General features: G+C 62.2%; 26 protein-coding genes and 1 pseudogene. 6 read left to right on the top strand and 21 right to left on the bottom strand.

Annotated features, from left to right (window positions below; all coding sequences use genetic code 11):
• Position 1: 1 nt before the first annotated feature.
• Together R1A29_RS15915 and R1A29_RS15910 are read right to left on the bottom strand one after the other, a co-directional pair.
• Entirely contained in the window at positions 2 to 1,714 is a 1,713-nt protein-coding gene (locus tag R1A29_RS15915) for an amidase (RefSeq protein ID WP_438298855.1), read from the bottom strand.
• A gap of 138 nt (positions 1,715 to 1,852) precedes the next feature.
• Positions 1,853 to 2,641, bottom strand: a complete 789-nt coding sequence (locus tag R1A29_RS15910; protein WP_085711354.1) for an AraC family transcriptional regulator — start codon at positions 2,639 to 2,641, stop codon at positions 1,853 to 1,855.
• Between the two features lie 84 nt (positions 2,642 to 2,725).
• Between R1A29_RS15910 and R1A29_RS15905 the strand changes: the two genes are divergently transcribed.
• On the top strand, positions 2,726 to 3,724 hold the full coding sequence (locus R1A29_RS15905; RefSeq protein ID WP_438298854.1) for a bile acid:sodium symporter family protein: 999 nt from the start codon (positions 2,726 to 2,728) through the stop codon (positions 3,722 to 3,724).
• A 15-nt stretch (positions 3,725 to 3,739) separates the two neighbouring features.
• On the opposite strand, the gene R1A29_RS15900 is transcribed toward R1A29_RS15905, so the two are convergent.
• Complete coding sequence (locus tag R1A29_RS15900; protein ID WP_438298853.1) at positions 3,740 to 4,345, bottom strand: LuxR C-terminal-related transcriptional regulator; 606 nt, start codon at positions 4,343 to 4,345, stop codon at positions 3,740 to 3,742.
• A gap of 113 nt (positions 4,346 to 4,458) precedes the next feature.
• On the opposite strand from R1A29_RS15900, the gene R1A29_RS15895 reads away from it, so the two are divergent.
• Entirely contained in the window at positions 4,459 to 6,096 is a 1,638-nt protein-coding gene (locus tag R1A29_RS15895) for an ATP-binding response regulator (protein WP_438298852.1), read from the top strand.
• On the opposite strand, the gene yecR is transcribed toward R1A29_RS15895, so the two are convergent.
• The 6 genes from yecR to R1A29_RS15865 all read right to left on the bottom strand — a co-directional run bounded on the left by yecR (position 6,068) and on the right by R1A29_RS15865 (position 11,975).
• A complete protein-coding gene (gene yecR, locus R1A29_RS15890; RefSeq protein ID WP_438298851.1) occupies positions 6,068 to 6,376 on the bottom strand; it encodes a YecR family lipoprotein in 309 nt (102 codons plus the stop codon). The genes R1A29_RS15895 and yecR overlap by 29 nt on opposite strands.
• A gap of 44 nt (positions 6,377 to 6,420) precedes the next feature.
• Positions 6,421 to 6,735 (bottom strand): hypothetical protein, encoded by a 315-nt coding sequence (locus R1A29_RS15885; protein ID WP_085711348.1) that lies wholly within the window; start codon positions 6,733 to 6,735, stop codon positions 6,421 to 6,423.
• A 218-nt stretch (positions 6,736 to 6,953) separates the two neighbouring features.
• Positions 6,954 to 7,571, bottom strand: coding sequence for a hypothetical protein (locus tag R1A29_RS15880; RefSeq protein ID WP_438298850.1), 618 nt, complete (start codon positions 7,569 to 7,571; stop codon positions 6,954 to 6,956).
• Between the two features lie 656 nt (positions 7,572 to 8,227).
• Positions 8,228 to 9,406: a cystathionine gamma-synthase gene (locus R1A29_RS15875; protein WP_438298849.1), complete on the bottom strand. Its 1,179-nt coding sequence runs from the start codon at positions 9,404 to 9,406 to the stop codon at positions 8,228 to 8,230.
• The gene (locus R1A29_RS15870; RefSeq protein WP_438298848.1) at positions 9,403 to 10,779 is read right to left on the bottom strand and encodes a pyridoxal-phosphate dependent enzyme; all 1,377 of its coding nucleotides are present in this window, start codon (positions 10,777 to 10,779) and stop codon (positions 9,403 to 9,405) included. The genes R1A29_RS15875 and R1A29_RS15870 overlap by 4 nt, the downstream gene beginning before the upstream one ends.
• Positions 10,780 to 11,039: 260 nt before the next feature.
• Positions 11,040 to 11,975 (bottom strand): Ppx/GppA family phosphatase, encoded by a 936-nt coding sequence (locus R1A29_RS15865; RefSeq protein ID WP_085711345.1) that lies wholly within the window; start codon positions 11,973 to 11,975, stop codon positions 11,040 to 11,042.
• A gap of 296 nt (positions 11,976 to 12,271) precedes the next feature.
• Between R1A29_RS15865 and R1A29_RS15860 the strand changes: the two genes are divergently transcribed.
• A complete protein-coding gene (locus tag R1A29_RS15860; protein WP_085711344.1) occupies positions 12,272 to 12,532 on the top strand; it encodes a ParD-like family protein in 261 nt (86 codons plus the stop codon).
• Positions 12,529 to 13,320: a type I methionyl aminopeptidase gene (gene map, locus R1A29_RS15855; RefSeq protein WP_438298847.1), complete on the top strand. Its 792-nt coding sequence runs from the start codon at positions 12,529 to 12,531 to the stop codon at positions 13,318 to 13,320. The genes R1A29_RS15860 and map overlap by 4 nt, the downstream gene beginning before the upstream one ends.
• Positions 13,321 to 13,577: 257 nt before the next feature.
• On the opposite strand, the gene R1A29_RS15850 is transcribed toward map, so the two are convergent.
• The 5 genes from R1A29_RS15850 to ribBA all read right to left on the bottom strand — a co-directional run bounded on the left by R1A29_RS15850 (position 13,578) and on the right by ribBA (position 19,033).
• Positions 13,578 to 14,732, bottom strand: a complete 1,155-nt coding sequence (locus R1A29_RS15850) for an ABC transporter ATP-binding protein (RefSeq protein WP_438298846.1) — start codon at positions 14,730 to 14,732, stop codon at positions 13,578 to 13,580.
• Between the two features lie 16 nt (positions 14,733 to 14,748).
• Positions 14,749 to 15,558: an ABC transporter permease gene (locus R1A29_RS15845; protein WP_085711341.1), complete on the bottom strand. Its 810-nt coding sequence runs from the start codon at positions 15,556 to 15,558 to the stop codon at positions 14,749 to 14,751.
• A gap of 6 nt (positions 15,559 to 15,564) precedes the next feature.
• A complete protein-coding gene (locus R1A29_RS15840) occupies positions 15,565 to 16,512 on the bottom strand; it encodes an ABC transporter permease (protein ID WP_438302054.1) in 948 nt (315 codons plus the stop codon).
• A complete protein-coding gene (locus R1A29_RS15835) occupies positions 16,509 to 17,534 on the bottom strand; it encodes an ABC transporter substrate-binding protein (RefSeq protein WP_119426278.1) in 1,026 nt (341 codons plus the stop codon). Before R1A29_RS15835 ends, R1A29_RS15840 begins: the two co-directional genes overlap by 4 nt.
• Before the next feature lie 389 nt (positions 17,535 to 17,923).
• A complete protein-coding gene (ribBA, locus tag R1A29_RS15830; RefSeq protein ID WP_085711338.1) occupies positions 17,924 to 19,033 on the bottom strand; it encodes a bifunctional 3,4-dihydroxy-2-butanone-4-phosphate synthase/GTP cyclohydrolase II in 1,110 nt (369 codons plus the stop codon).
• Between the two features lie 65 nt (positions 19,034 to 19,098).
• Here ribBA and R1A29_RS15825 point away from each other — a divergent pair, with 65 nt between their 5' ends.
• Entirely contained in the window at positions 19,099 to 19,392 is a 294-nt protein-coding gene (locus tag R1A29_RS15825; protein ID WP_438298845.1) for a DUF1330 domain-containing protein, read from the top strand.
• A 9-nt stretch (positions 19,393 to 19,401) separates the two neighbouring features.
• Here the strand turns inward: R1A29_RS15825 and R1A29_RS15820 are convergent.
• The 7 genes and pseudogenes from R1A29_RS15820 to R1A29_RS15790 all read right to left on the bottom strand — a co-directional run bounded on the left by R1A29_RS15820 (position 19,402) and on the right by R1A29_RS15790 (position 24,611).
• Positions 19,402 to 19,964 (bottom strand): annotated as a pseudogene (locus R1A29_RS15820) (NUDIX hydrolase).
• A gap of 1 nt (position 19,965) precedes the next feature.
• A complete protein-coding gene (locus R1A29_RS15815; protein ID WP_074688591.1) occupies positions 19,966 to 20,718 on the bottom strand; it encodes a GntR family transcriptional regulator in 753 nt (250 codons plus the stop codon).
• 58 nt (positions 20,719 to 20,776) lie between these two features.
• The gene (locus R1A29_RS15810; protein ID WP_007957404.1) at positions 20,777 to 21,166 is read right to left on the bottom strand and encodes a carboxymuconolactone decarboxylase family protein; all 390 of its coding nucleotides are present in this window, start codon (positions 21,164 to 21,166) and stop codon (positions 20,777 to 20,779) included.
• An 11-nt stretch (positions 21,167 to 21,177) separates the two neighbouring features.
• On the bottom strand, positions 21,178 to 21,663 hold the full coding sequence (locus R1A29_RS15805) for a flavin reductase family protein (protein ID WP_085711335.1): 486 nt from the start codon (positions 21,661 to 21,663) through the stop codon (positions 21,178 to 21,180).
• A gap of 12 nt (positions 21,664 to 21,675) precedes the next feature.
• Positions 21,676 to 23,157, bottom strand: a complete 1,482-nt coding sequence (locus R1A29_RS15800) for an aldehyde dehydrogenase (RefSeq protein ID WP_085603065.1) — start codon at positions 23,155 to 23,157, stop codon at positions 21,676 to 21,678.
• Complete coding sequence (locus R1A29_RS15795) at positions 23,154 to 23,987, bottom strand: alpha/beta fold hydrolase (RefSeq protein ID WP_114883599.1); 834 nt, start codon at positions 23,985 to 23,987, stop codon at positions 23,154 to 23,156. The genes R1A29_RS15800 and R1A29_RS15795 overlap by 4 nt, the downstream gene beginning before the upstream one ends.
• 33 nt (positions 23,988 to 24,020) lie before the next feature.
• Positions 24,021 to 24,611, bottom strand: a complete 591-nt coding sequence (locus tag R1A29_RS15790; protein WP_007957412.1) for an amino acid synthesis family protein — start codon at positions 24,609 to 24,611, stop codon at positions 24,021 to 24,023.
• Positions 24,612 to 24,936: 325 nt separating this feature from the next.
• On the opposite strand from R1A29_RS15790, the gene R1A29_RS15785 reads away from it, so the two are divergent.
• Entirely contained in the window at positions 24,937 to 25,965 is a 1,029-nt protein-coding gene (locus R1A29_RS15785) for a WD40/YVTN/BNR-like repeat-containing protein (RefSeq protein ID WP_438298843.1), read from the top strand.
• The last annotated feature ends 16 nt before the right edge of the window (positions 25,966 to 25,981 follow it).

The raw sequence follows: 25,981 nt of genomic DNA, 5'->3' as shown, positions 1-25,981 counted from the left end.
TTTACTTGCCTGCGGCCAGGGCTGGCGTACGCGGCGGCACCAGTCGTTTCGACCCGGTCGCTTCGAACGCTGCTGCCAGACGCAGCAACGTCGAATCGTCATAGGCGCGACCGGCAAACGTCAGCCCCACCGGCATACCAATGTCGGCCATCACGCCCATCGGCACGGTGACGGTCGGCACGCCGAGGTGGCGGATCGCGAGGTTGCCGTTGGCGACCCAGATGCCGTTGCTCCAGGCGATGTCCGCCGAGGCCGGGTTGACGTCGGCATCCGCTGGGCCGACGTCGGCGTTGGTCGGGAACAGCACGGCGTCGAGGCCGAGGCGATCCATCCAGTCTTCGAGGTCGAGCTTGCGGGTCTTCTCCAGACCGCGCAGGCCGTCCGGCAGCGTCGGGATCTGATCCCACGGCGTGATGCCGCGTTCGGCCATGCGCACGTACTCATCCATGCCGGCGGCGAGGTCGCCTTCACGGTTGGGCAGGGTGCCCGGGTCGTGCGGGAAGATTTTCGGGCCGTCGACGTCCGCCAGTCGATTGAGTTTCGGGTCACCGTTAGCGCGCAGGAAGTCATCGAAGGCCCAGGCCGACAGGTCCCACAGTTCGTGGTGCATGAACTCTTTGGAAACGATGCCGCGATTGAACACGGTCGGTGCGCCCGGACGATCGCCTTCGCAATTGGAGACCAGCGGGAAATCCACTTCGATGACTTCCGCGCCGGCGGCTTCGAGGGCCTGGCGAGCCTGTTTCCACAGGTCGATCACCGAGGCGCGGGTGTTGATGCGTTGCCCGGTCGGACCGCCAATGCCCGGCGCTTCGCTGGTGCCGGCCTCAGGGTCGGCGTTGATGTACATGCGTGGCACGCCGAGGCGTTTGCCAGCCAGAGCATCACTTTTCACTGCCAGATCAAGGTAGGAAGCAGGGCGCACCGAGGCGACGCTCGGGATCGGCACCCAGGGTTGCAGGCGCCACAGGTCTCCACGGGTGTCGGTGTCTTCGGCGACCACCACGTCGAGGACTTCCAGCAGGTCAGCCATGGTGCGCGCGTAGGGCACCACCACGTCCATGGTCGGCGTCAACGGCCAGTTGCCGCGCACCGAGATCACCCCGCGCGATGGCGTGTACGCGCACAGGCCGTTGTTCGACGCCGGGCCGCGACCGCTCGACCAGGTTTCTTCCGCCAGACCGAATGCCGAGAAGCTTGCAGCGGTGGCGGTGCCGGCACCGTTCGACGAGCCGGAAGCAAACGGTGCAGTCAGATAAGCGGCGTTGTACGGGCTTTCAGCGCGGCCGTAGACTCCGCGCTGCATCCCGCCATTGGCCATCGGCGGCATGTTGGTCTTGCCCAGGCAGATCGCGCCGCCCGCGCGCAGGCGCTCGATGGTGAACGCATCACGCTGGGCCACCAGATCGGCGAACGCCGGGCTGCCGGACGCAGCGGTCAGGCCTTTGACCAGATAGCTGTCCTTGGCGGTGTAGGGGATGCCGTCCAGCGGACCGAGGGTTTCGCCCTTGGCGCGGCGGGCATCGGACGCCTCGGCTTCCTTCAAGGCCTCGGGGTTGCGCACGATCACCGCGTTCAGGGCGGTGGCGGTGTCCGGGCCGTCAAAGGCATCGATACGTGCCAGATAGGCCTGAACCAGTTCAACCGCGGTGGTCTGGCCGGATTCGAGCGCCGAGCGCAGTTGAGCAATGGAAACTTCAGTGACTTCGATCATGCTGTTACCGCCGACAGGTTCGCTAAAGGGTGGTTGATCATTGTTATCGTCGAAACGTGTCAATCATTCTTGATGGGCGAAACTCTACCCTGAAGTTTGTCGATTGGCATGTCTTAATTCGATAAATATCGACAAAAATCAGCGAAAAAATTCTCCAGGCGTCTCGCCGAACTGTTGGCGAAAGGCTGCGATGAACGCCGATGTCGAATCATAACCGCAGGCCAGAGCCACTTCGGTGACCCGTTCGCCACGCTCTAGTGGCGTCAGCGCGCCCAGTAAGCGCAAGCGCTGGCGCCATGCACGGAAGGTCAGGCCGGTATCGCGCAAGAACAGCCGGCTCAAGGTTTTTTCGGTCACACCGAACTTTTCGCTCCAGTGACTGAGTGTGGTCTGCTGTTCCGGATGTTGCTCGAGACTTTGATAAATCTGCCGCAAACGGATGTCCTGGGGCAGTGGCAGCATCAGGTCGATTTGCGGGGCTTCGGCCAATTGATCGAGGATCACCTGTGCCAGGCGTCCATGAGGGCCGCTCTGGTCATACTCGACAGGAATCTGACTGAAGGCCCGGATCAGCTCCCGCAAAAGATCGCTGACGCCGAGCACATGACAACGCTCCAGCGCCCAACCCGCCACGCTGCAATCGATGTACAGGCTGCGCATTTCCGTGTGCGGCGAACTGAATACCCGATGCGGCACACCCGCCGGAATCCACACAGCGCGTTCCGGCGGCGCAACGAAACGGCCGGCGGCAGTCTGCACTTCAAGTACACCCTGAATCGCGTAGGACAATTGCACCCACGGATGACTGTGGCGACGGGTCAGGGCGCGATTGGGCAGCGATTCGGTGCGCCCGTACAACGGACGCGGCAGGCTCGGCAGCCCGGGAATGCTGCGTCTGACGCTCTTGTCGTGTCCTTTTGGCGGCATCTTGCGGCTCTTCGGCGTTAGTCGGTAATTTCCAGTCACGTTAGAGTCGCTTCCACGTACTGGCAACCCCCGGATGAACAAACCATGACGCGCCCAAGATTCTTGCCCGACAACTTCACCCTGACCCTGATCGGCGTGGTGCTGCTCGCCAGCTTCCTGCCCGCCAGTGGTCAGGTCGCGGTCGGCTTCGGCTGGCTGACCAACATTGCGATTGCGCTGCTGTTTTTCCTGCACGGCGCCAAGCTGTCCCGCGAATCGATCATTGCCGGCGCCGGTCACTGGCGCCTGCATCTGCTGGTGTTCAGCCTGACTTTTGTCCTGTTCCCGTTGCTGGGGCTGGCGCTCAAACCGCTGCTGTCGCCGATGATCGGTGACAACCTGTACATGGGCATGCTTTACCTCTGCGCATTGCCGGCCACGGTGCAATCGGCGATTGCCTTCACCTCGCTGGCCCGGGGCAATATTCCGGCGGCAATCTGCAGTGCGGCGGCGTCCAGCCTGTTTGGGATCTTTCTCACGCCGTTGCTGGTGACGTTGTTGCTGAACGTGCATGGCGACGGCGGTTCGACCGTCGACGCGATCCTGAAAATCAGTGTGCAACTGCTGCTGCCATTCATCGCCGGGCAGATCGCCCGCCGCTGGATCGGCGCCTGGGTCGGACGCAACAAAAACTGGCTGAAATTCGTCGATCAGGGTTCGATTCTGCTGGTGGTCTATGGCGCGTTCAGTGAAGCCGTCAACGAAGGCATCTGGCACCAGATTCCGGTGATCGATCTGCTCGGTCTGGTGGTGGCCTGCTGCATCCTGTTGGGGCTGGTGCTGCTGGCATCGACGCTGCTGGGCAAGTTGTTCGGCTTCAACCTGGAAGATCGCATCACCATCCTGTTCTGCGGCTCGAAAAAGAGCCTGGCCACCGGAGTGCCGATGGCCCAGGTGTTGTTTGCCGGCAGTACCATCGGTGTGCTGATTCTGCCGCTGATGCTGTTTCACCAGATCCAGTTGATGGTCTGCGCAGTGCTGGCGCAGCGTTATGCGAAACGACAGGAGTCGGTGCAGGAGCTGATGGCGCAGGTTGATCCGTAATCACGGCTGCGGAAGCTAACCCGCACCGGAATACTTGACTGCCGCCGCTGCCCGCGACGGCACGTTGAGCACCCGCAACAACGACGACACATGAATCCGCACCGTGAACGGCGAAATATCCAGTTCACGGGCGATTTCCTTGTTGGTCTTGCCTTGGGCAATCAGCCGCAGAACATCCTGCTGGCGCGGAGTGAGGGCGGCGCCGGTTTCAAGTGGCAGCAGACCCGACGGGGCGAACTTCACCAGCACTTCGCCTTCGCGGATCGCCAGGATGGCCTCGCCGATCTCGTCGGGGGCGATGTTCTTGCCGATGAAACCGTCGATGCCCGCCGCCATGACTTCGCCGATCAACGCCTCGTCATCGACCATCGACACTACGATCAGTGTGGTGCGCGGCAGGCGCCGACGCAGTTCGCCGAGCTGACTGACGCAAGTCAGGCCGGGGAAGCGCAGGTCCAGAATCAGCGTGTCCGGCTCATCGCCGGAAGGCAGCAGGGCGAGCACCGCCTCCAGATCGCCGGCTTCTTCGATCTGCGCCTCAGGCAACAGACGACTTACCGTGCGCACCATCGCTTCGCGAAACAGCGGATGATCGTCGGCTATGATGATTCGGCATGTCATGGCACAACCCTCCCTGGGTCGACATTTCTCACGGCGTGCACCTTAGCACCAGGCGAAGGCGTTGCCTGTCGGTTCGTGCTGATTCTGACGATTGCCGCACAAGGACGTTCCCCATGAAGTTCGAAAAGAACACCGAGCTCGATCAGGCCAATCTGCGCATCATCATCGCGAGTATCGCGCTGGTGTACATGGCCGTGCTTGGGTTCCTGCCGGGCCAGCGCTTCGATACCTATCTGCCGGTAGTCACTTACATTGCCCTGTTTTTGCTGGCCTCCGTCGGGCTGCGTCAGGCCATCGTGCGTTGGCCGGGGCATTACCCGGCGCGGCGGATATTCGGTATGGTCCACGATTACACCGGCACCTGCTTCGGTCTGGTAGTCGGTGGCGAGGCGGCGCTGCCCATCTATGCCGTGATGGTCTGGGTCAACCTCGGTAACGGCATGCGCTATGGCTCGCGCTATCTGGCGATCGCCACGGTATTGGCATTGCTTGCGCTGCTGGCGGTCTATCGGTTGACGCCGTACTGGCAGGCGCAACCGTTCATGGTGTTGATGCTGATGATCACCAGCACGGTGATTCCGGTGTATGCGCACCTTCTGTTGGAACGTACGCGCAAGGCTTCCGAAGAGGCGGTCGCGGCCAACCTGGAGAAATCGCGATTCCTGGCCCAGGCCAGTCATGACCTGCGCCAGCCGATCCACTCCATCGGCCTGTTTACCGCGTGTCTTCGCGAGTCGCGGCTGGGCGAGGATGAGCGGCGGCTGGTGGACAACATCGACCGTTCGCTGCTCAACGTGTCGCAGCTTTTCCGCTCAATCCTCGATCTGTACACCCTCGATAACGGCCGGGTTCAACCGAGGATGCAAACGCTGGAACTGGGGCAGTGGCTGACGGAACTGATTCGCCAGAATGTCGAAGCCGCGCGCTGGGCCGGGGTGGATCTGCGTCTGCACCGTTACGAGCATTGGGTGCACACCGACCCGGCCCTGCTGGCGACCATGGTGCAGAACGTGCTGTCCAACTGCTTCAAATATGGCGCGCAGCGGCCGGTGCTGGTGGGGGTGCGCAGAAAAGGGGCGGGGTTGGCCATCGTGGTGTATGACCGTGGCAGCGGCATTGCCGAGGAGCATCTGTCCAGGGTTTTCGAGGAGTTTTATCGGGTCCGTCAATTGCGTGACAAGGACGTTGAAGGCGTTGGGCTGGGCCTGTCGATCGTCAAGCGGCTGGGGCAGATGATCGGTGTCGATGTGTTGATTCGTTCTCGGCTGGGGCACGGCACGGCTGTGACGCTGCAGGGCTTGTCACGGGCGGCGCCGCAGTTGCCGGTCAACCGGGAGGAGGCTCGTCAGGTCGGATTGCTGACGGGGTTGAAGGTGTGTCTGGTGGAGGATGACCATAACGTTCTGCTGGCGACCTCGGCGTTGCTGGAGCGCTGGGGTTGCGTCGTGCAGGCCGAACTGACGGGGCAGGGGCTGGTCACCGATTGCGACATCATCGTCGCCGACTATGACCTCGGCTCGCACAGTACCGGTATCGAGTGCATCGACGAAGTTCGCCGTCAGCGGGGTTTTGCGGTGCCGGCCATGATCATCACCGGGCATGACATCGAAAAAATCCAGGCGGCCCTGCATGACCGCCAGATAGCCATTCTGTCCAAACCGGTGCGCCCGGCCGAGCTGCGCGCGACCTTGCGTGCGCTGCGCGACCGGCAGACCGAAGCGGTCAGCGCTTACACAGATAGTCCTGCGTAATGGTGGTTTGCAGGCAGTTGTACTGGCCCATGGTGCGGCAGATGTTTTTCTCCGAGCCGGAGACTTCGGCGCTCTTGTAGCCCCAGACCTTGCAGCGTCCTTCAGCGGTGGCCAATCCCTGGGCGGCAGAGGTTTGCCCGCTTTCGAACTGGCCCAGTTCATAGGAAACCTGGACGACACCATCGGTTTTGCTGCCGCCGGTGGCTTCCCATTGTTTCGGTGTGGCGCAGCCGCTGAGCACGACGGCGGCGAGGCTGAGGGTGGCGATGAGTGTTTTCATGATCGAACGGAATCCTTTACCGGATGAGAAGGCGGTGTAACGGTTTACTGGACCGGAATCGGCGACGCGCCTTTGGGCAGGCAGGACAGCGGAGGCGTCATGATGCCCATGCTGGCGACCGCGATGATCGCGCCACTGGGCAGTTCGCAGTTGTATTCGCCGGCGGCGGTGTAGGCGGTGTAGTAGGTCAGGGTGCTGTCGTTGCGGATGTTGCCGATTTTGGAGACGGGCTTGCCGATGACGGTCTGGGCCCGTTCGCGCATGCTGTCTTCGGTGGGCTTGGCGGTCTGGCAACCGGTGGCGCCGATAAGCAGGGCACCGAGCACCGTGATTCTGGCGACGTTGAGGTACAGGTTCATGGTGTTGCTTCCTTGGTGTTGTTGTTTTTCCAGGCACAACGATCCCGCGCACTGCGCAGCGGCAATGTTGGGGAGTGTCGGGGGTTGCGAGGGAATATAACGCCAGGGAACGGGGTGGTCGATTAGCACAAATGTGCTAGTGCGGCGCAACCGGCAGGCCGCCGGTCGCGCCGAACAGCATTACTGAGGGCTGTTGAACTGGTCTGAATAACTGCCGGTCATGAGAGCGGATGCAACCTGGTCGGAGCCCACGCCACGGCGAGAGTAGGCGAGCCTTCTGGCGTCCACCTTGTCGGCGCCATCGGAAGCGACTGCGCCAGCGCCCACGTGATCGGCACCATCGGAAGCGACTGCGCCAGCGCCCACGTGATCTGCGCCATCGGAAGCGACTGCGCCAGCGCCCACGTGATCTGCGCCATCGGAAGCGACTGCGCCAGCGCCCACGTGATCTGCGCCATCGGAAGCGACTGCGCCAGCGCCCACGTGATCTGCGCCATCGGAAGCGACTGCGCCAGCGCCCACGTGATCTGCGCCATCGGAAGCGACTGCGCCAGCGCCCACGTGATCTGCGCCATCGGAAGCGACTGCGCCAGCGCCCACGTGATCTGCGCCATCGGAAGCGACTGCGCCAGCGCCCACGTGATCTGCGCCATCGGAAGCGACTGCGCCAGCGCCCACGTGATCTGCGCCGTCGGAAGCGACTGCGCCAGCGCCCACGTGATCTGCGCCATCGGAAGCGACTGCGCCAGCACCCACATGATCGGCACCGTCAGAAGCGACGGCCTTGGCGCCCACGTGATCCGAACCATCCGAGGCAACCGAACCTGCGCCGACATGATCCGCCCCGTCAGACGCCACAGCCTGCGCCTGCGCCGCCCAGACTTCGGGCATCACCACCACTGTTGCAGCGACCGCCAGGACCATGCCTGACCAAAGCTTGTGTTTCATGATTTTCTCCACGACCCATCAGCCACCCAGCATCCGAGCATTCCCCGTCGGTTGACGGTGTGGCTCGTTGGCCCCGGGGTTAACCAGATTGGCGATTGGCACGGGCGCACCGCAAGGCGCACGGGTGTCGACGTTTTGCATGAAACCTGAACAGCGAACTCGAAAAGTATAGTTCGCCCCGATCGGGTGGCAGGTCCGGGGAGCGCGAAGGCGATAGTCGGTTAACTTCCTTGCAGGCAGGCGCTAGAAGAAAATCAATCTAAAAGCCGCGTAGCGCAAAGCAGCGTGTTTGCTAGGCTCAAGAATGTAGGCGAAGACGCAGACTGATGCGCAAGCGGATAGCGAGGAAGCGTTGGGCGCGTTCCGAAGGGTACACGGTTAGAAAGAACCCCGCGCTGGGTTCCAGCCCTTATGCCGTGTGAAGCAGCAGAGCACATTGCCTGTACTGTGGGAGTCCTGAGAAACCTCGTAAGCCAGAGACCAGCACTGGCCGCCTACTCGAACACCAAAGCCCGCTTCGTGCGGGCTTTGACGTTTCTGCGGGTTAGATGCTGGCCAGCGCTTGCGCCAGATCCGCACGCAGGTCCTCGATATCCTCGACGCCCACCGACAGGCGCACCAGGCTGTCACCGATGCCGAGCTTGGCGCGGGTTTCGGCCGGGATGGTGGCGTGAGTCATGATCGCCGGGTGCTCGATCAGGCTTTCCACACCTCCGAGGCTTTCGGCCAGGGCGAAGATCTGTACGTTTTCCAGGAAGCGCCGGGCGCCCGCCAGATCACTGTTCAGATCCAGGGAAATCATCCCGCCGAAACCGCGCATCTGACGCTTGGCCAACTCATGCTGCGGATGGGACTCCAGGCCCGGGTAATAGACGCGTTTGACCTGCGGCTGTTGCTCCAGCCAGCGCGCCAGCTCCAGCGCATTGCTGCAATGACGCTCCATGCGCAGCGCCAGTGTCTTCACGCCGCGCAGGGTGAGGAACGCGTCGAACGGGCCGGAGATGGCACCGACGGCGTTCTGCAGGAAGCCCAGGCGCTCGGCCAGCGCTGGATTGTCACCGACGACCGCGATCCCGCCGATCACGTCGGAGTGACCGTTCAGGTACTTGGTGGTCGAGTGCAGCACGATGTCGAAACCCAGTTCCAGCGGACGCTGGATCCACGGGCTGGCGAAGGTGTTGTCAGCCACGCAGATGATCCCGCGGGCCTTGCAGATGCGCGCGATGGCGGCGAGATCGGACAGGCTCAGCAGCGGGTTGGTCGGAGTTTCCACCATGACCATCCGCGTGTCGTCCTGCAGCGACGCTTCGAATGCCGACAGGTCGGCCAGATCGACGTAGCTGAAACGATGCCCGGCGCTGCGCTGGCGCACCTTGTCGAACAAACGGAAAGTCCCGCCGTACAGATCATTGCCGGACACGATGTGCGAGCCGGCGTCGATCAGTTCGAGCACGGTGGAAATCGTCGCCAGCCCGGAAGCGAAGGCGAACGCCTGGGTGCCGGCTTCCAGATCCGCCACGCAACGCTCCAGGGCAAAACGCGTCGGGTTGTGCGAGCGGCCGTAGTCGAAGCCCTTGTGCACACCGGGGCTGTCTTGCAGATACGTGGAGTTGGCGTAGATCGGCGGCATCAGCGCGCCGGTGGTCGGGTCCGGCGTTTGTCCGGCGTGGATCACGCGGGTGGCGAAACCCTGCGGGCGGGCGTTCTTGTCGTGCTGACTCATGCAAGGGATCTCCGTAGTTGGTTGAGCATGTCGACGCGGGTGATCAGGCCATGGAAGCCCGAGGCGTCGGCAATGATCGCCACTAGGCCGCTGCTGAGCACGGTTTCGAGTTCAGCCAGGGTCGCGGCGGGGGCGAGGGTTTGCAGTTTGTCTGTCATCGCGCTGGCGACGGGTTTGCTGAAGAGCGTGGCATTTTCGTGTACGCGCACCAGGATGTCCGATTCGTCGATCACGCCGACCAGTTGTTTGCCTTCCACCAGCACCGGCAGTTGTGAAACATCCGCCAGGCGCATGCGCTGGAACGCGGTCATCAGAGTGTCGTCCGGGCCGACGCTGACCACTTTGCCGTCTTCGAAGCGACGGGCAATCAGATCGCGCAGATCGCCATAGCGTTTGCGCTGCAACAGGCCCTGATCGGTCATCCACTGGTCGTTGTAGACCTTCGACAGGTAGCGAGTGCCCGTGTCGCAGACGAAGCTGACCACGCGTTTCGGCACGGTCTGCTCGCGGCAGTAACGCAGCGCGGCGGCGAGCAGGGTGCCGGTGGACGAACCACCGAGAATGCCTTCGGAGCGCAGCAATTGACGTGCATGATCAAAGCTTTCTTCGTCGCTGATCGAGTAGGCGCTGCGCACGCTCGACAGGTCGGTGATCGACGGAATGAAGTCTTCGCCGATGCCTTCCACCGCCCACGAACCGGCAGTGCCGAGGTGCTTGCTGCGGCTGTATTCAGCCATGACCGAACCGACCGGGTCGGCCAGAACCATCTCGAGGTCCGGTTGTACGCGTTTGAAGAAACGGGTCAGGCCGGTCAGCGTACCGGCGGAACCGACGCCGACCACGATGGCGTCCAGATCGTGCTCGGTCTGCGCCCAGATTTCCGGCGCGGTGCTGCATTCGTGGGCCAGCGGGTTGGCGGGGTTGTTGAACTGGTCGGCGAAGAACGCGCCGGGGATGTCTTTCGCCAGACGGGCGGCGACGTCCTGGTAATACTCGGGGTGACCCTTGCCGACATCGGAGCGGGTGATGTGCACTTCGGCACCCATGGCCTTGAGGTGCAGGACTTTTTCCGTGGACATCTTGTCCGGCACCACCAGCACGACGCGGTAGCCCTTGGCGCGGCCAACCAGTGCCAGGCCCAGGCCGGTGTTGCCGGCGGTGGCTTCAACGATCGTGCCACCGGGTTGCAGGCGACCGTCGCGCTCGGCGGCGTCAATCATCGCCAGGCCGATGCGATCCTTGATCGAGCCGCCGGGGTTCTGGGATTCGAGCTTGAGAAACAGGGTGCACAGGCCGGTATCGAAGCGGGTGACTTGTACCAGCGGAGTATTGCCGATCAGCCCAAGTACGGCAGGGCGTGATTCCTTTGACATTTCTTCACCTCTTTGTGGTGTTGATCGCGTTCCATTCGCGGGGGAAAAGCTCGCGTGCAACATAGGCGCAGACATCAACTGTCGCAACCATTAGTCAGCGTGCAATTCAGCCATTTCGATCTAACCATAGAAACGAAATCAGAGAAGGGAAGGGCGCGATTTACCGAGGTTTATACGAAGGCGTCATCGAGTATTCAAAGGGCGTCTTCAGCGTCATGAACGGCTTGATCTGACGATGAATATCCGGCAGCGAAAACCGATCAGTGGTTGCTCATCAGGCCGTGCAGGACACCCAGCCGCAAACCGGGTTCCGACGGCTCCATTTGCGCGATGCCGAACACCTTGAAGGCTGCGAGCATGACCACCAGACCGCCGGGCAGGATGCTCTGACGATGGGATTGCAGGCCGGCGAGTTTCAAATGCCGCACATTGCTGACTTCCAGCAGGCGAAGCGACAGCCGCAGCAGGCCGCCGTAGGTGATGCCGCCCTGACCGTAGTCGTTCAGGCGATTGGCCTTGAGCACTTTGGCCAGCATCCGCGCCGTGCCCGAGGAACCGATGGTCTGCTGCCAGCCTTGGGCGCGATAGCGGCGGGCGACCTTTTCGAATTGCAGGATGGCCACCCGTTCAGCCTCTTGCAGGGCGCCGGGGGAAATCTCGCCATTGCGAAAGTAGCGTGCGCTCAGGGTGCCGCTGCCGATGGCGATGCTTTCGGTCAGCAACGGTTGCGAACCCTGGCCGAGGATCAATTCGGTAGAGCCGCCGCCAATATCCACCACCAGACGCATATCATCGGCGACCGGCAAGGTATGGGCTACGCCGGCATAGACCAGACGCGCTTCTTCGTGCCCGGAAATTACATCGATGCGAAAGCCCAGATGCCGCTCCGCACTGCCGAGAAACAACTGCGCATTGTCGGCCTCGCGCACGGCGCTGGTGGCCACCGCCCGCACACGACCCGGCTCGAAACCGCGCAGCTTTTTGCCGAACCGCGCCAGGGCCTGCCAGCCGCGATCCAGCGCCATTTCGTCGAGCGCCCGGCCATCGAATCCTTCCGCCAGGCGCACCGGTTCACGCAAGGTTTTCACTTCCTGAATCATGAAGCCCTTTCTGCTGCGGACCGACTGACCGATCATCATGCGAAACGCATTCGAACCGAGGTCGATGGCAGCAAACAGCGAGGCGTCTTCTTTCATGGGAGTCCTTGCAAAATCCACCGCCCCAGGCCCGGGCGGTTTGCGAGGATTCTGCAATGGCTTCGATGACAACCTGATGACGCGGGGAGGGCGGTTCAATGAATTTAGTGCTGTCATGACACTGTCATTATCGGGTGCCCATACTTGCCCTCAATACATCGCGTGCTTTTCATGATTTTGGCTGCCAACTTTGGCAGCTTTTTTTTGCCTGCGATTTGACTGGTCAGCGAAATTTGCAATTCGAAGGAATGCCCGATTAATATACGTTCCATATATATTCCATATCGGATTTTGCTATGGGCATCGTAAAGATTTCAGAGGACATGCACGAGAATCTGCGCATCTCCAGCAATGCACTGAGCCGCTCGATCAACGCGCAGGCCGAGCACTGGATGCGCATCGGCATGCTCGCCGAGCTGTATCCCGACCTCGATCACCACGCCATTTGCCGGTTGCTGATTCGCGCCGAGCAAGCGGGTGGTCTGGATCTGCAACAAATCTGTGCCCTGGCCGATGCCGCGCAGAACATCCCGGTTCAAGAGGCAGCCAAGGCATGAGAAACCCGATCAAGATCAACACCCGGGCCGAAATCGCCCAATCCCGTGTGGCTGCGCAATTGGCCGCCGAGGTGCTGGCGATGCTGGTGCCGCACGTCAAGGCTGGCGTCACCACCGATCAACTCGACCAGTTGTGCAACGATTACATCGTCAATGTGCAGAAGGCGATTCCGGCCAACGTCGGTTATCACGGCTTCCCGAAAACCGTCTGCGCGTCGGTCAACGACGTGGTCTGTCACGGCATTCCATCGGGCACGCCGTTGAAGGATGGCGACATCCTCAACCTCGACATCGCCGTGATCAAGGACGGCTGGTTCGGCGACACCAGCCGCATGTACGTTGTCGGCCAGGCCTCGCCCGAGGCACAGCATCTGATCAAGACTACCTACGAGGCCATGTGCGCCGGTATTCGCGTGGTGCGTCCGGGCGCCACCCTGGGTGATATCGGCCATGCGATCCAGAGCCTGGCGGAAAGGGAAGGCTTCAGCGTGGTGCGCGAGTACTGCGGGCACGGAATCGGCAAGGTCTATCACGATGAGCCGCAAGTGCTGCATTACGGTTATCCGAATCAGGGCCTGAAGCTGAAAGCGGGGATGATCTTCACCATCGAACCGATGCTCAATGCCGGCAAGCGCCATGTGAAGAACATGCCGGATGGCTGGACCGTGCTGACCAAGGACGGCTCGCTGTCGGCGCAGTGGGAACACATGGTGGCAGTGACGGAGGACGGGTTTGAGGTGTTGACGGTTTGGCCTGATGAGATTGAGGGGTTTGCGCCGATCAGTTGATACCGAGTCGCCTGTTTCCCCTCACCCTAACCCTCTCCCAGAGGGAGAGGGGACTGACCGAGTTGTCTTGCGCTCTACATCGACCTGGAAAACCGAGTTGATTATGGATTCGGCACAGGAATTTCAGGTCGGCGGCGATTATGGATTCACTTTAAAGCTTTCAGGTCGGCGTACTTCTCCAATATTCCCCAATCGGCCCCCTCTCCCTCCGGGAGAGGGCTGGGGTGAGGGACCAGGATTCAACAGGTGTCGCGTTCTTAATGAGCACCTGCCGCTTTGTTCAAATCACTCTCCGCCCACTCGGTATAGACGCAGGCATCCGCCGTCGCCCAGCGCACCTGCACCGGATCGCCAGCCTTCAACGGCATCCCCGCCGCCGACAATGCCTTCACCGTCATCGAAGTCCCGCCGGAAGTGACCACACTGCAAGTCTGGCTCTCACCCAGAAACAGCACCTCGACCACCTTCGCCGAAACCTCATTCCAACCCGCCGCCAATGCCTCACTCGCCGCCTGCTGCACACTCAACGCCAAAGCTTTTTCCGGGCGCACCATCAGCAAAACATCCTGCCCGGTCTGCAATCCGGCAGTCAGGCGAATCGACAGCGATTGCCCTTCAAAATTCGCCGCGCCATTACCCTGAGCCTTGAGCTTGAGGAAGTTCGAGTTGCCGAGGAACGACGCCACAAATGCATTCGGCGGATTCTGATAAAGGTCATAACCGCTGCCGAGCCCGACAATCTTGCCGTGACTGAAAATCGCGATGCGCTGGGACAGGCGCATGGCTTCTTCCTGATCGTGGGTCACGTAGACGATGGTGATGCCGAGGCGACGGTGCAGTTGGCGCAACTCGTCCTGCAAGTCTTCGCGCAGTTTCTTGTCCAGCGCGCCGAGGGGTTCGTCCATCAGCAGGATGCGTGGCTCGTAGACCAGCGCCCGGGCGATGGCGACCCGTTGCTGCTGGCCGCCGGACAGCTGGGAAGGGCGGCGATGGGCGAATTGCTCGAGCTGCACCAGTTTCAGCATCGCATCGACGCGTTTGTCACGTTCGGCCGCTTCGAGTTTGCGGATCGCCAGCGGGAACGCGATGTTGTCGCGCACCGACAGATGCGGGAACAGCGAATAGCGCTGGAACACCATGCCGATGTCGCGCTTGTGCGGCGGCACGTTGACCAGCGACTGGCCGTTGACCAGGATTTCGCCGCTGCTTGGAGTTTCGAACCCGGCGAGCATCGACAGCGTAGTGCTTTTGCCCGAGCCGCTGGAGCCGAGGAAGGTCAGGAACTCGCCGTCCTTGATGTCCAGCGAGATGTTGTCCACGGCGGCGAAATCGCCGTAGTGCTTGTTCAGATTGCGCAGGCTGACCAGGGGTTTGTCGTTCTGCTGGGATGCGTCTTTGATCACGGCACTCATGTCGTACTCCTGGCGCTCAGGCGCTGATTTCGTTGCGCCGGCGCAGAGCGGCGGCGATCACCATGACCAGTACCGACAGACCGATCAGCAGCGTCGAAGCGACGGCGATCACGGGCGTCAGGTCCTGGCGCAGGGTGGTCCACATTTTCACGGGAAGGGTTTGCAGGGTCGGGCTGGCCATCATCACGCTGAGCACCACTTCGTCCCACGAAACCAGGAAGGCGAAGAGGGCGCCGGCCACCATCCCCGGACGAATCGCCGGAAAGGTTACCTTGAACACCGCTTGCAGACGTGACGCCCCGCAGATCACCGCCGCGTCTTCAATCGACTGATCGAACAGCTTCAGCGAGTTGATGATCGAGATGATGGTGAACGGCAGCGCGACGATCACATGGCTGACCACGAAAGCGAACATCGTCCCGGTGTAGCCGAGCTTGAGGAACAGCGCGTACACCGCCACGGCGATGATCACCAGCGGCACGATCATCGGCAGGGTGAACAGGCCGTAGAGCATTTCCCGGCCGGGAAAGCGCCCGCGCACCAGCGCAAAGGCAGTCGGCAAACCGAGGGCCACGGCGCAGATCGTGGTCAGCACCGCGACCTTGAGGCTGGCCGCCGCGGCGTTCATCCAGTCGGCGTTGGAGAAGAACTGGCCGTACCATTTCAGCGTCCAGCCCGGTGGCGGGAACACCAGCCACTGGGACGAACCGAACGACAGCAGCACGATGAACACGATCGGCAGCAGCAGAAACAGCGCGATCAGCCCGGTGGTGGCGTACAGGCCGAAGCGCATCCGGCGGCTCATGGCGTTGGGAGTCAGGAGCATGTCGGCTTACCTCGCGTTACTGGCGCCAACCGGGGATTCCGGCTGAAGCTTCAGGTAGAAGTAGAACAGCACCAAAGTGATGACGATCAGCAACGCGGCGCCGGCGCTGGCCAGGCCCCAGTTGAGGAACGATTGCACCTGCTGGATGATGAACTCCGGCAGCATCATGTTCTGCGCCCCGCCCAGCAGCGCCGGGGTGACGTAGTAACCGAGCGACATCACGAACACCATCAACCCGCCGGACGCCAGACCCGGCCGGCACAGCGGCAGGAACACCCGGAAGAAGTTGGTCCACGGACTGGCGCCGCAGATCGAACCGGCCTGCAGGATCATCGGGTCGATGGCCTGCATGGTCGCCTGCAACGGAAGCACGATGAACGGGATCATGATGTAGCTCATGCCGATCACCACTCCGGTCAGGTTATGCACCATTTCCAGCGGCTGATCGATGATGCCCATGGCCATCAAGGCTTTATTGATGACACCCGAAGCCTGCAACAGCACCAGCCACGAATAGGTGCGGGCGAGGAGGCTGGTCCACATCGACAGCAGCACGATGTTGAGGATCCAGCGGCCCCAGCCTCGTGGCACCAGAGTGATTGCCCAGGCCAGCGGGAAGCCCAGCAACAGGCTGAACACCGTCACCAGACCCGCCACCGAGAAGGTGTTGAACAACACCCGTGCGTAAGCCGAGTTGGCGAACAGTTGTTCGTAGTTGCCAAGGCCCGGCACCGGTTCCAGCACGCCGCGCAACAGCAGGCCAATCAACGGCGCGAGAAAGAACAGGCCGAGGAACAGCAGCGCCGGCGCGAGGTTGCCGGCGCCGCGCCAGCGTTGCTTGAGGGACGGGGCTGGCGCCATGGCACTGGCCTTTTTTCCGGCGGCCGACCCGGCAGCGCTGGCGGCGCTCCCGGCGGCAGTGGAGGGACGGGACGCGGTGGCCGCCATTTTCATTTGACCAGCCATTCGTTCCACCGTGTCGCGATGGCCTGGCCGTTCTTGGCCCAGTACGCGAAATCAAGAGTGATCTGATCCTTAGCGTAGGCAGTCGGCAGGTTCGGGGCCAGCGTCGAGTCCAGACGCTGCACGCTGTCGACGTTGACCGGGGCGTAGGCAGTCAGGTTGGAGAAGTCCGCCTGGCCCTTGGCACTGCTGGCGCTGGCCAGGAACTTCATCGCCGCGTCCTTGTTTTTCGAGCCCTTCGGCACGACCAGGATGTCAGCCATTACGAGGTTCTGTTTCCAGCTCACGCCCACCGGTGCGCCGTCTTCTTGCAGGGCATGAATCCGGCCGTTCCAGAACTGGCCCATGCTCGCTTCACCGGAGGCCAGCAGTTGCTGCGACTGGGCGCCGCCGCCCCACCAGACGATGTCTTTCTTGATGGTGTCGAGTTTCTTGAAGGCGCGATCCAGGTCCAGCGGGTAGAGCTTGTCGGCCGGCACGCCGTCGGCGAGCAGGGCCAGTTCGAGCACGCCGGGGCTCGGCCATTTGTACAGGGCGCGTTTGCCGGGATAGGTCTTGGTGTCGAACAGCGCGCTCCAGTCCTGCGGCTTGCTGGCGCCGAGTTTGCCCTCGTTGTAGCCGAGGACGAAGGAGAAGAAGAACGAACCGACGCCGTAGTCGCTGACGAAACGCGGGTCGATCTTGTCGCGCTGGATCTGTTTGAAATCGAGGGGTTCGAGCAGGCCTTCGGAGGCGGCGCGCAGGGCGAAGTCGGCTTCGACGTCGACCACGTCCCATTGCACGTTGCCGCTTTCGACCATGGCCTTGAGTTTGCCGTAGTCGGTCGGGCCGTCCTGGACGACGGTGATGCCGCTGGCCTTGCTGAACGGATCAGCCCAGGCCTGTTTCTGCGCATCCTGGGTGCTACCGCCCCAGCTGACAAAGTTCACACTCTCGGCGGCCATCGCGGCCTGACCGGTCACGCTCAGCAGTCCCGCAAGAAAGATCGCGGTTGCAGCTTTGTTCAACACCATTTTTACGCCCTCATTGTTGTGTTTTTGAGCGGGCTTGCGTTGTTGCCCGCCTGTCGGGAGCAGTAGCTGGACGTTTTTTCAGGTCGTCCGGTCTATGGAATATCATATTATGGTATTCCAAACTTTGTGCAAGCACTTTGCCTTACCGGCTATCTGTTGATTTTGGTTTTTTGGCTGTGCTCGGCGCGAGATTTTGGGCGCACTTTAGATCCAGCCCCTCACCCCAACCCTCTCCCAATGGGAGAGGGGAAAGGAGCCGATCTCTACGCTGTTCAAAACTCGCGTTCGACTCGGAGTTTCAGGTCGATGTATAGCGGCCAATCAACTCGGTCGGCTCCCTCTCCCTCCGGGCGGTCCGACGTTTCGGGAGGGCTGGGGTGAGGGCTGCTTTACTCGGTGAACGGAATACTCTCGACCACCTCAAGATCGTAGCCGGTCAACCCGGCATATTTCAGCGGCGGGCCCAGGTGGCGCAGCTTGCCGACGCCCAGGTTCTGCAGAATCTGCGCCCCGGTGCCGACCTCCGAATAGATCCGCGATTGCGATCGGCTGAACTGACGTGGCGGCTGAGTCAGTTGCGGCACCCGCTCCAGCAACGCCTGCGACGACTCATGATTGGCCAGTACCACGACCACGCCATGGCCTTCGGCCGCGACCCGTTGCAGCGCCGCCCACAACGTCCAGTTCGTCGGCCCGCTGTACTCGGCACCCACCAGATCCCGCAGCGGATCGATCACATGCACGCGCACCAGCGTCGGTTCCTCACGGCGTAATTCACCCATGACCATCGCCATGTGCACGCCGCCCTCGATGCGATCTTCGAAAGTGATCAAACGGAAGGTGCCATGCACCGTCGGCAATTCCCGCTCGCCGATGCGCTCGATGGTGTGTTCGGTGCTCAGGCGATAGTGAATCAGGTCGGCGATGGTGCCGATCTTGATCCCGTGCTTGCGGGCGAAGACTTCCAGATCCGGACGGCGGGCCATGGTGCCGTCGTCGTTCATCACCTCGACGATCACCGAGGCCGGCGTGAAACCCGCCAGACGCGCCAGATCACAACCGGCCTCGGTGTGACCGGCCCGGGTCAGCACGCCACCTTCCTTGGCGCGCAGCGGGAAGATATGGCCGGGCTGCACCAGGTCTTCTGCGCGAGCATTGGGCGCCACCGCAGCAGCCACCGTGCAAGCGCGGTCAGCAGCAGAAATGCCGGTGGTCACGCCGACCGCCGCTTCGATGGAAACCGTGAACGCCGTGCTGAACACGCTGCCATTGCTCGGCACCATCTGCTCCAGCCCCAGGCGCTGGCAATGATCGTCAGTCAACGTCAGACAAATCAGCCCTCGGGCCTCACGGGCCATGAAACTGATCGCCTCGGGTGTGCAACGGTCGGCGGCCAGCAGCAGGTCGCCTTCGTTTTCCCGGTCTTCGTCATCGACCAGCAACACCATTTTGCCGAGGCGATAATCTTCGATGATTTCTTCGATGCTGTTGAAGGCCATGCTGGACTCTCGATAGGGATGTAATTCGTGGTATACCATAATACAAATTCAACCAAGAGGTCACTATGAAGGCGTACTGGATTGCTCACGTGGACATCACCGATCCCGATCACTACAGCCAATACACCCAGCGCGCGCCGAAAGCGTTCACCGAGTTCGGCGCGAAGTTCTTGGCCAGAGGCGGGCGCAGCGAAGCGATGGAAGGCCGGACGACGCCACAGCGCAGCGTGGTAATTGAGTTCGACAGCTACGAGCAGGCGGTGGCGTGCTACCGCTCGGCGGCGTATCAGGAAGCGAAAAGCTACCGCGAGGAATGGGCGAGGGCGGAAATCATCATCGTAGAAGGAATGGCGCCGTAAGCAGCACGATCAACGCATGAAATGAATCTTGCCGCTGTCGTCATTGCCCATGTACATGCCATAGACCCCGGCCTGGCGTTCCTCGATGTAGCGTTCGAGGATCTGCCGGATTGCCGGGTAGTAGATCTGCTCCCACGGGATGTCTTCGGGGGCGAAGAATTTGCAGGCGAGGGTTTCCGGGCCATATTGGTCGGTGATTTCCAGCGCGAGGGCGCGGAAGATGATGTAGACCTCGCTGATCTTCGGCACGCTGAAGATCGAGTACGGCGAGACGATTTCCGCGCGCACGCCGCTTTCTTCCCAGACTTCGCGCAGGGCGGCCTGTTCGGTGGTTTCGCCGCTTTCCATGAAGCCGGCGGGCAGGGTCCAGGTGCCCGGGCGCGGGGGATCGCCCGTTGGCACAAGAGGTATTTGCCGTCCTGCTCGATGATGCAGCCGGCGATGATCTTCGGGTTCACATAGTGGATGTAGCCGCAGCCGCGGCACATCAGGCGCTCGTGCGTATCGCCCGGCGGCACCTGCTGACCGAGGTCGGCGCCACCGCATTTCGGGCAAAAGCTCGGGCTGAACATGTCAGTGACCTATGCGCGGTTCTTTCAGCGCGATGGGCAGGGTGATCGCCGGTGTGGCGCCGGTCTCTTCCTGTTTGCGCTTCAGATAATCGAGGGCCACGGCAGCCGCAGCGCGGACGTGATCGACGCAGGCCTGATGCGCTGCGAGTGCGTCGCCGCTCTTGATCGCCTCGACCATTTTTTCCATTTCCTGGTTGCTCGCGCCGCGACGGTTTTCCTGGGACACCGAGGTCGCCCGCAGGTAGCTGATGCGCGCCTGCAGCTGACGCAACTGGGTGGCCGCGACATGGTTGCCCGAGCCTTCGAGCAGCACGTCGTAGAAACCCTGCACCGAGTCGATCACCTGTTGCAGTTCGCCGTCCTTGAGCGCCTTGCGGTTCTCGTCGAGGGCTTTTTCCAGGGCCTTGATGTCCTTGGCCTTGGCGCGCAGGGTGAACAACTGGACGATCAGGCCTTCGAGCACGCAGCGCAGCTCATAGATGTCGACCGCATCGGCGAGGGTGATGATCGCCACGCGCGGGCCCTTGGCGTCGGCGAACTCCACCAGACCTTCGGATTCCAGGTGACGCAAGGCTTCACGCACCGACGTACGGCTCACGCCCAGGCGATCGCACAGATCGCGCTCCACCAGGCGATCGCCCGGCAGCAGCTGGAAGTTCATGATGGCGCTTCGCAGTTTATCCAGCACGATTTCGCGCAGGGTGACGGGGTTGCGATTGACCTTGAAGCTGTCGTCGAGTGGCAGGCGTTTCATGGGGTCCGCTCTTTAAGTTGGCTGTCCATGCCAGACGGGCATTCAAACAGCCGAGGGGTTAACTGGAGGCCTCGGCGTCGGCTTCGGCGAAGGCTTCACGGGCGAGCCGGAAACTGTCCACGGCTGCCGGGACGCCGCAATAAATACCGACCTGAAGCAGAATTTCGCGTATTTGCTCACGACTCAGGCCGTTACGCAAGGCGCCGCGCACATGCAGCTTGAGTTCGTGCGGGCGGTTCAGCGCCGAGATCATCGCCAGGTTGATCATGCTGCGCTCCTTGAGCGACAGACCCTCGCGTCCCCAGACATGGCCCCAGCAGTATTCGGTGACCATTTCCTGCAGCGGGCGGGTGAAGTCGTCGGCGTTCTCGATCGAGCGCTGCACATAGGCTTCGCCGAGCACCTGGGTGCGGATCTTCAGGCCTTGCTCATACTTTTCGTTGCTCATGTGTTCTCCGCTCAGCCCAGTGTCGGCAACGCGCCGAGCTTGCCCTTGTGATAGATCATCGGCGTCACCGGTTGCGCCGGCAGGATCAGGTTCTTCACTGCGCCGACGATGATCGCGTGATCGCCGCCGTCGTACTCGCGCCACAACTCGCACTCGATGATCGCCGTAGCCTTGGCGAGGATCGGGTTGCCGAGTTCGCTCAAATGCCAGTCGATGCCGTTGGCCTTGTCCTTGCCTTTGCCGGCGAAAGCGTAGGCCTCGGCGGTCTGGTCGGCGGACAGTAAGTGGATCGCGAAACGCTTGCTGTCGCGCAGCACCGGGTAGGTGTCGGAAGCGTAGTTGGGGCAGAACAGCACCAGCGCCGGATCAATCGACAGCGCACTGAAGGCGCTGGCGGTGATGCCGACGATGCCCCCGTCCGGGTCGAGGGTGGTGACCACCGTGACCCCGGACGGAAACGAGCTCATGACGTCTTTGTAAATGCCGGGTTCGATCATGTCGCAGGACTCCTAGCGCATCACAAACGGATCAGGCATCGGTGCCTGAGAGAGGTTGATCCACACCGTTTTCAGTTCGGTGTAGGCCAGCACCGAATCGATGCCGCTTTCGCGTCCGTAGCCACTGTTCTTGAAGCCGCCGATCGGTGCCATTGCCGACACCGCGCGGTAGGTGTTGACCCAGATGATCCCCGAGCGCACGTCCCGGGCCAGGCGATGGGCGCGGCCCAGGTCGCGGGTCCAGATGCCGGCGGCAAGGCCGAACTGTGAGTCGTTGGCAATCGCCAGCGCTTCGGCTTCGTCCTTGAAGCGGATGACCGAAGCTACCGGACCGAAGACTTCTTCCTGCATGATTTTCATCGAATTGCGGTCGCATTCGAACAGCGTCGGCTCATAGAACCAGCCGTCACCCACGCCACTCGGCCGCTTGCCGCCCAGACGCAGGCGTGCACCTTCAGCGATGGCGTCGGCCACCAGACCTTCGACCACGGCCAGTTGCTGCGCGGTGGCCATCGGGCCCATTTCGCTGCTGTCGTCCTGCGGGTTGCCGATGCGGATGCGCTGGGCGCGTTCCACCAGTCGGCTGACGAACTCGTCGTAGATTTCGTCCTGCACCAGCAGCCGCGATCCGGATACGCAGCTCTGGCCGGACGCCGCGTAGATCCCGGCGATGGCGCCGTTGATCGCGCTGTCGAGATCAGCGTCGGCGAAGATGATGTTCGGCGACTTGCCGCCCAGTTCCAGCGACAGCTTGGCGAAGTTCTCGGCGCTGCTGCGCACCACATGCCGGGCCGTGGCCGCACCGCCGGTGAAGGCAATCTTGCGGATCAGCGGATGGCGGGTGAGGGCGGCGCCCGTGCTCGGGCCGTAGCCAGTGACGACGTTGACCACCCCCGGCGGAATTCCGGCTTCGAGGGCCAGGCGCGCCAGTTCCAGAATGGTCGCCGAGGCGTGTTCGGACGGTTTGATCACGATGGTGTTGCCCGCTGCCAGCGCCGGCGCCAGTTTGATCGCGGTCAGATAAAGCGGGCTGTTCCACGGAATGATCGCGGCGACCACACCCATGGCTTCGTGCACGGTGTAGGCAAACAGGTCGGGCTTGTCCAGCGGCAGGGTGCCGCCTTCAAGCTTGTCGGCCAGCCCTGCGGTGTAGTGGAAAAACTCCGGCAGATAACCGACCTGACCCCGGGTTTCGCGGATCAGTTTGCCGTTGTCGCGGCTTTCCAGCTGCGCCAGTTGTTCCTTGTTTTCGGCGATCAGGTCACCGAGACGACGCAGCAGTTTGCCGCGCGCGGTGGCAGTCAGGCCGCGCCATGCCGGGCTGTCGAAGGCGGTCTGTGCGGCTTGCACGGCGCGTTCGACATCGGCTTCATCGGCGTCGGGCAGTTCGGCCCAAGGCTCGGCCAGTGCCGGGTTGAGGCTTTCGAAAGTCTTGCCGGAGAGGGCGTCGACCCATTCTCCGCCGATGCACATCTGGAAGCGTGCGAGTGTCATGCAACGATCCCCTTTATATGGTTTTGTCGGGCGTGTGCGGTTTCGAGAAATTCCAGCAGCGTCTGATTCACCAGCCGAGGCGACTCTACCGGCATCATATGCCGTTGCTCGGGCAGCACGGCAACCTTCGCGCCGGGAATGCGCGCGGCCAGTTGCTCGGCCATTTCCGGGGTCGATCCGGGGTCCAGCTCGCCGGTGGCGATCAGCGTCGGCGCCTGGATGCTGCCCAGATCGTCGGCGCGGTACATGTCCTGAGTGGCGAACAATTCGTAGGTGGTCAGGTAACCCTGCGGGTCATTGCCGGCGAGGGTCTGGCGGATCGCGGCGATCTGCGCCGGGTTGGCCGCCTGGTATTCACGGCTGAACCAGCGCGACAGCGCCGCTTCGGCATTCGCGTCAGGCCCGTGCTCGGCGGCTTGGGCGGTGCGGGCGATAACCCCGGCGCGCTGTTCTTCGCTGCGGTTGAACACACTGTTGAGCACCACCAGGCTTTTCAGGCGCTCCGGGTAATGCAGGGCAAACGCCCGCGCCACCAGACCGCCCATGGAAAAGCCGATCACCGATGCCAGCGGCAATTGCAGGTGGTCGAGCAGCTCCAGCAACTGATCGGCATAACCGAGCAGGGCGGTGCCGCTGGCCGGTCGCGGGCTGGCGCCATGGCCGAGCATGTCGTAGGCGATCACCCGGTATTGCGTGGCCAGGCCAACGATCTGGCCGCCCCACATTTCTTTGTTCAGGCCCACGCCGTGGATCAACACCACGGGGTGGCCCTGGCCGGTCGCCAGATAACTGGTGCCGGCCGGGGTGAGTTCAGCGGTAGGCCGAATCATGGAGCGCTCCTGCAATGCCTTTTTTTATTGTGATTACTGGGCTTTTTCGGCGGCCAGTTCTTCCAGATCGATGTAGCGGTTGCCGATGCGCGGGTGCAGGCGACCACCGTCGGCGCAACCGAGCACCACGACGATTTCGTCGGCACGCGGGGCGTCTTCGATCTGCATTTCCAGGGTGATGTAGTGCGAGCGCAGGCCTTCGTCGTCCTTGTGCATCATCGGGATCTGGATCGAAGTGCCCGGACCGCCGCGCTTGTTGGTGAAGCTCAGGTAGCTCTTGGCCTTGACCGCTTCGCGGTAGTGGTTGCCGAAGCGCAGGGTGTGGATCACTGCCGAGGCGTGCTCGATTTCGCCATCGGCGCCGACCACCGCAGCCTTGCCGTAAGCCTCGATCTTCTCGGCGCCGCCGATGATGCCCACCAGACGCTCGACCATCATCGCGCCGAGGTCGGAGCAGTTGGCGCGGATCTGCGGCTTGAGGTCTTCGACAAAGCCGTTGCCGACCCATGGGTTCTTCATCACGACGGCCAGGCCAACCATGGTCACCGGGGTGTCGGACGCCTTGCCGCCTTCAATGAAGGTCTCTTCGACATAGCTGACGATCTTGCGAATTTCGAAACTCATGAGCTGCTCCGTAGGGGATAAAGAGTGTCTGTGCGTCTGATGGTATACCATAATACCGATCGTGCAAGTCCCCCACGCAAGATTCCCTTCCATCAGTCGGACGAATGCCCGCGCATTCAGCCGCCGCCGTAATCCCTTTCGGTTAACAAAAGATAACGTTGCGCCGATTGTCAGACGTTTCGAATGCCCGATAGGATGAGCCAGCTTCCGAAGTGGCTCTGGATTGCGGGTTTCAGGACTATGCTTCTGACCAGCCGTCGCCGGAGCACACTTGCGGCGCCCTTGAAGGCCGAATGGCCTAACAATAATAAATAGGGGAAGGTCTATGAGTCGTTGCCGCCCGCCGGCGTTACGCAACACCGCGTTGCTGGCCACAGCACTCTCTCTGCTGGGCTTTGCCACCTTGTCGGCGCCTGTCCTGGCTGCCGAAGCGCCCGCCGACGTGGTCTACGCCATCGAATCGGCCAAGGCCCCGAAAAGCCTGATGCTCGATGTCGTTCACGCCGGTTCACGGCTGGTGGCGGTCGGGGATCGCGGGCACATTCTCTACTCCGACGACCAGGGCAAGTCCTGGACTCAGGCCAAGGTGCCGAGCCGCCAGTTGCTGACGGCCGTGTATTTCGTCGACGACAAGCACGGCTGGGCCGTCGGCCATGACGCGCAGATCCTCGCCAGCGAAGACGGCGGCCAGACCTGGACCAAACAGTTCGAAGACCTCAAGCGTGAATCGCCGTTGCTCGACCTCTGGTTCAAGGACGTCAACAACGGCCTGGCCGTGGGGGCCTACGGTGCCTTGCTGGAAACCACCGACGGTGGCAAAAACTGGCAAGACGTCAGTGACCGCCTCGACAACCAGGACCAGTTCCACCTCAACGCGATTGCCGCCGTCAAGGACGCCGGGCTGTTCATCGTGGGCGAGCAGGGCGCGATGTTCCGCTCCGCCGACTGGGGCCAGACCTGGGAAAAAATCGAAGGCCCGTATCAGGGCTCGCTGTTCGGTGTGATCGGCACCGCCCAGCCTTCCACGCTGCTGGCCTACGGGCTGCGCGGCAACCTCTACCGCTCCACCGATTTCGGCAGCACCTGGCAGCAGGTTGAACTCAAGGCTGCACGCGGTGCGCTGGAGTTCGGCCTCTCCGGAGCGACGCGGCTCGACGACGGCTCCATCGTCATTGTCGGCAACGGCGGCACGGTGATCAGCAGCAGCGACAACGGTGAAACCTTCAGCGTGTTCAACCGCCCGGATCGCATCTCGCTGTCGTCGGTCACCGCCGCCGGCAACGGCAACCTGATCCTGAGCGGGCAGGGTGGCGTCCACACCACCACGCCCAACGGCACCGAGCTGGGCAAATGAGCCGAATCAATAATAA

It is taken from the genome of Pseudomonas sp. NMS19W (assembly GCF_051554255.1).
In the GTDB taxonomy this organism is placed as follows: Bacteria; Pseudomonadota; Gammaproteobacteria; order Pseudomonadales; family Pseudomonadaceae; genus Aquipseudomonas; species Aquipseudomonas kribbensis.
The sequence above is the reverse complement of the archived record's forward strand: the minus strand, read 5'-3'. Positions and strand labels throughout refer to the sequence as shown.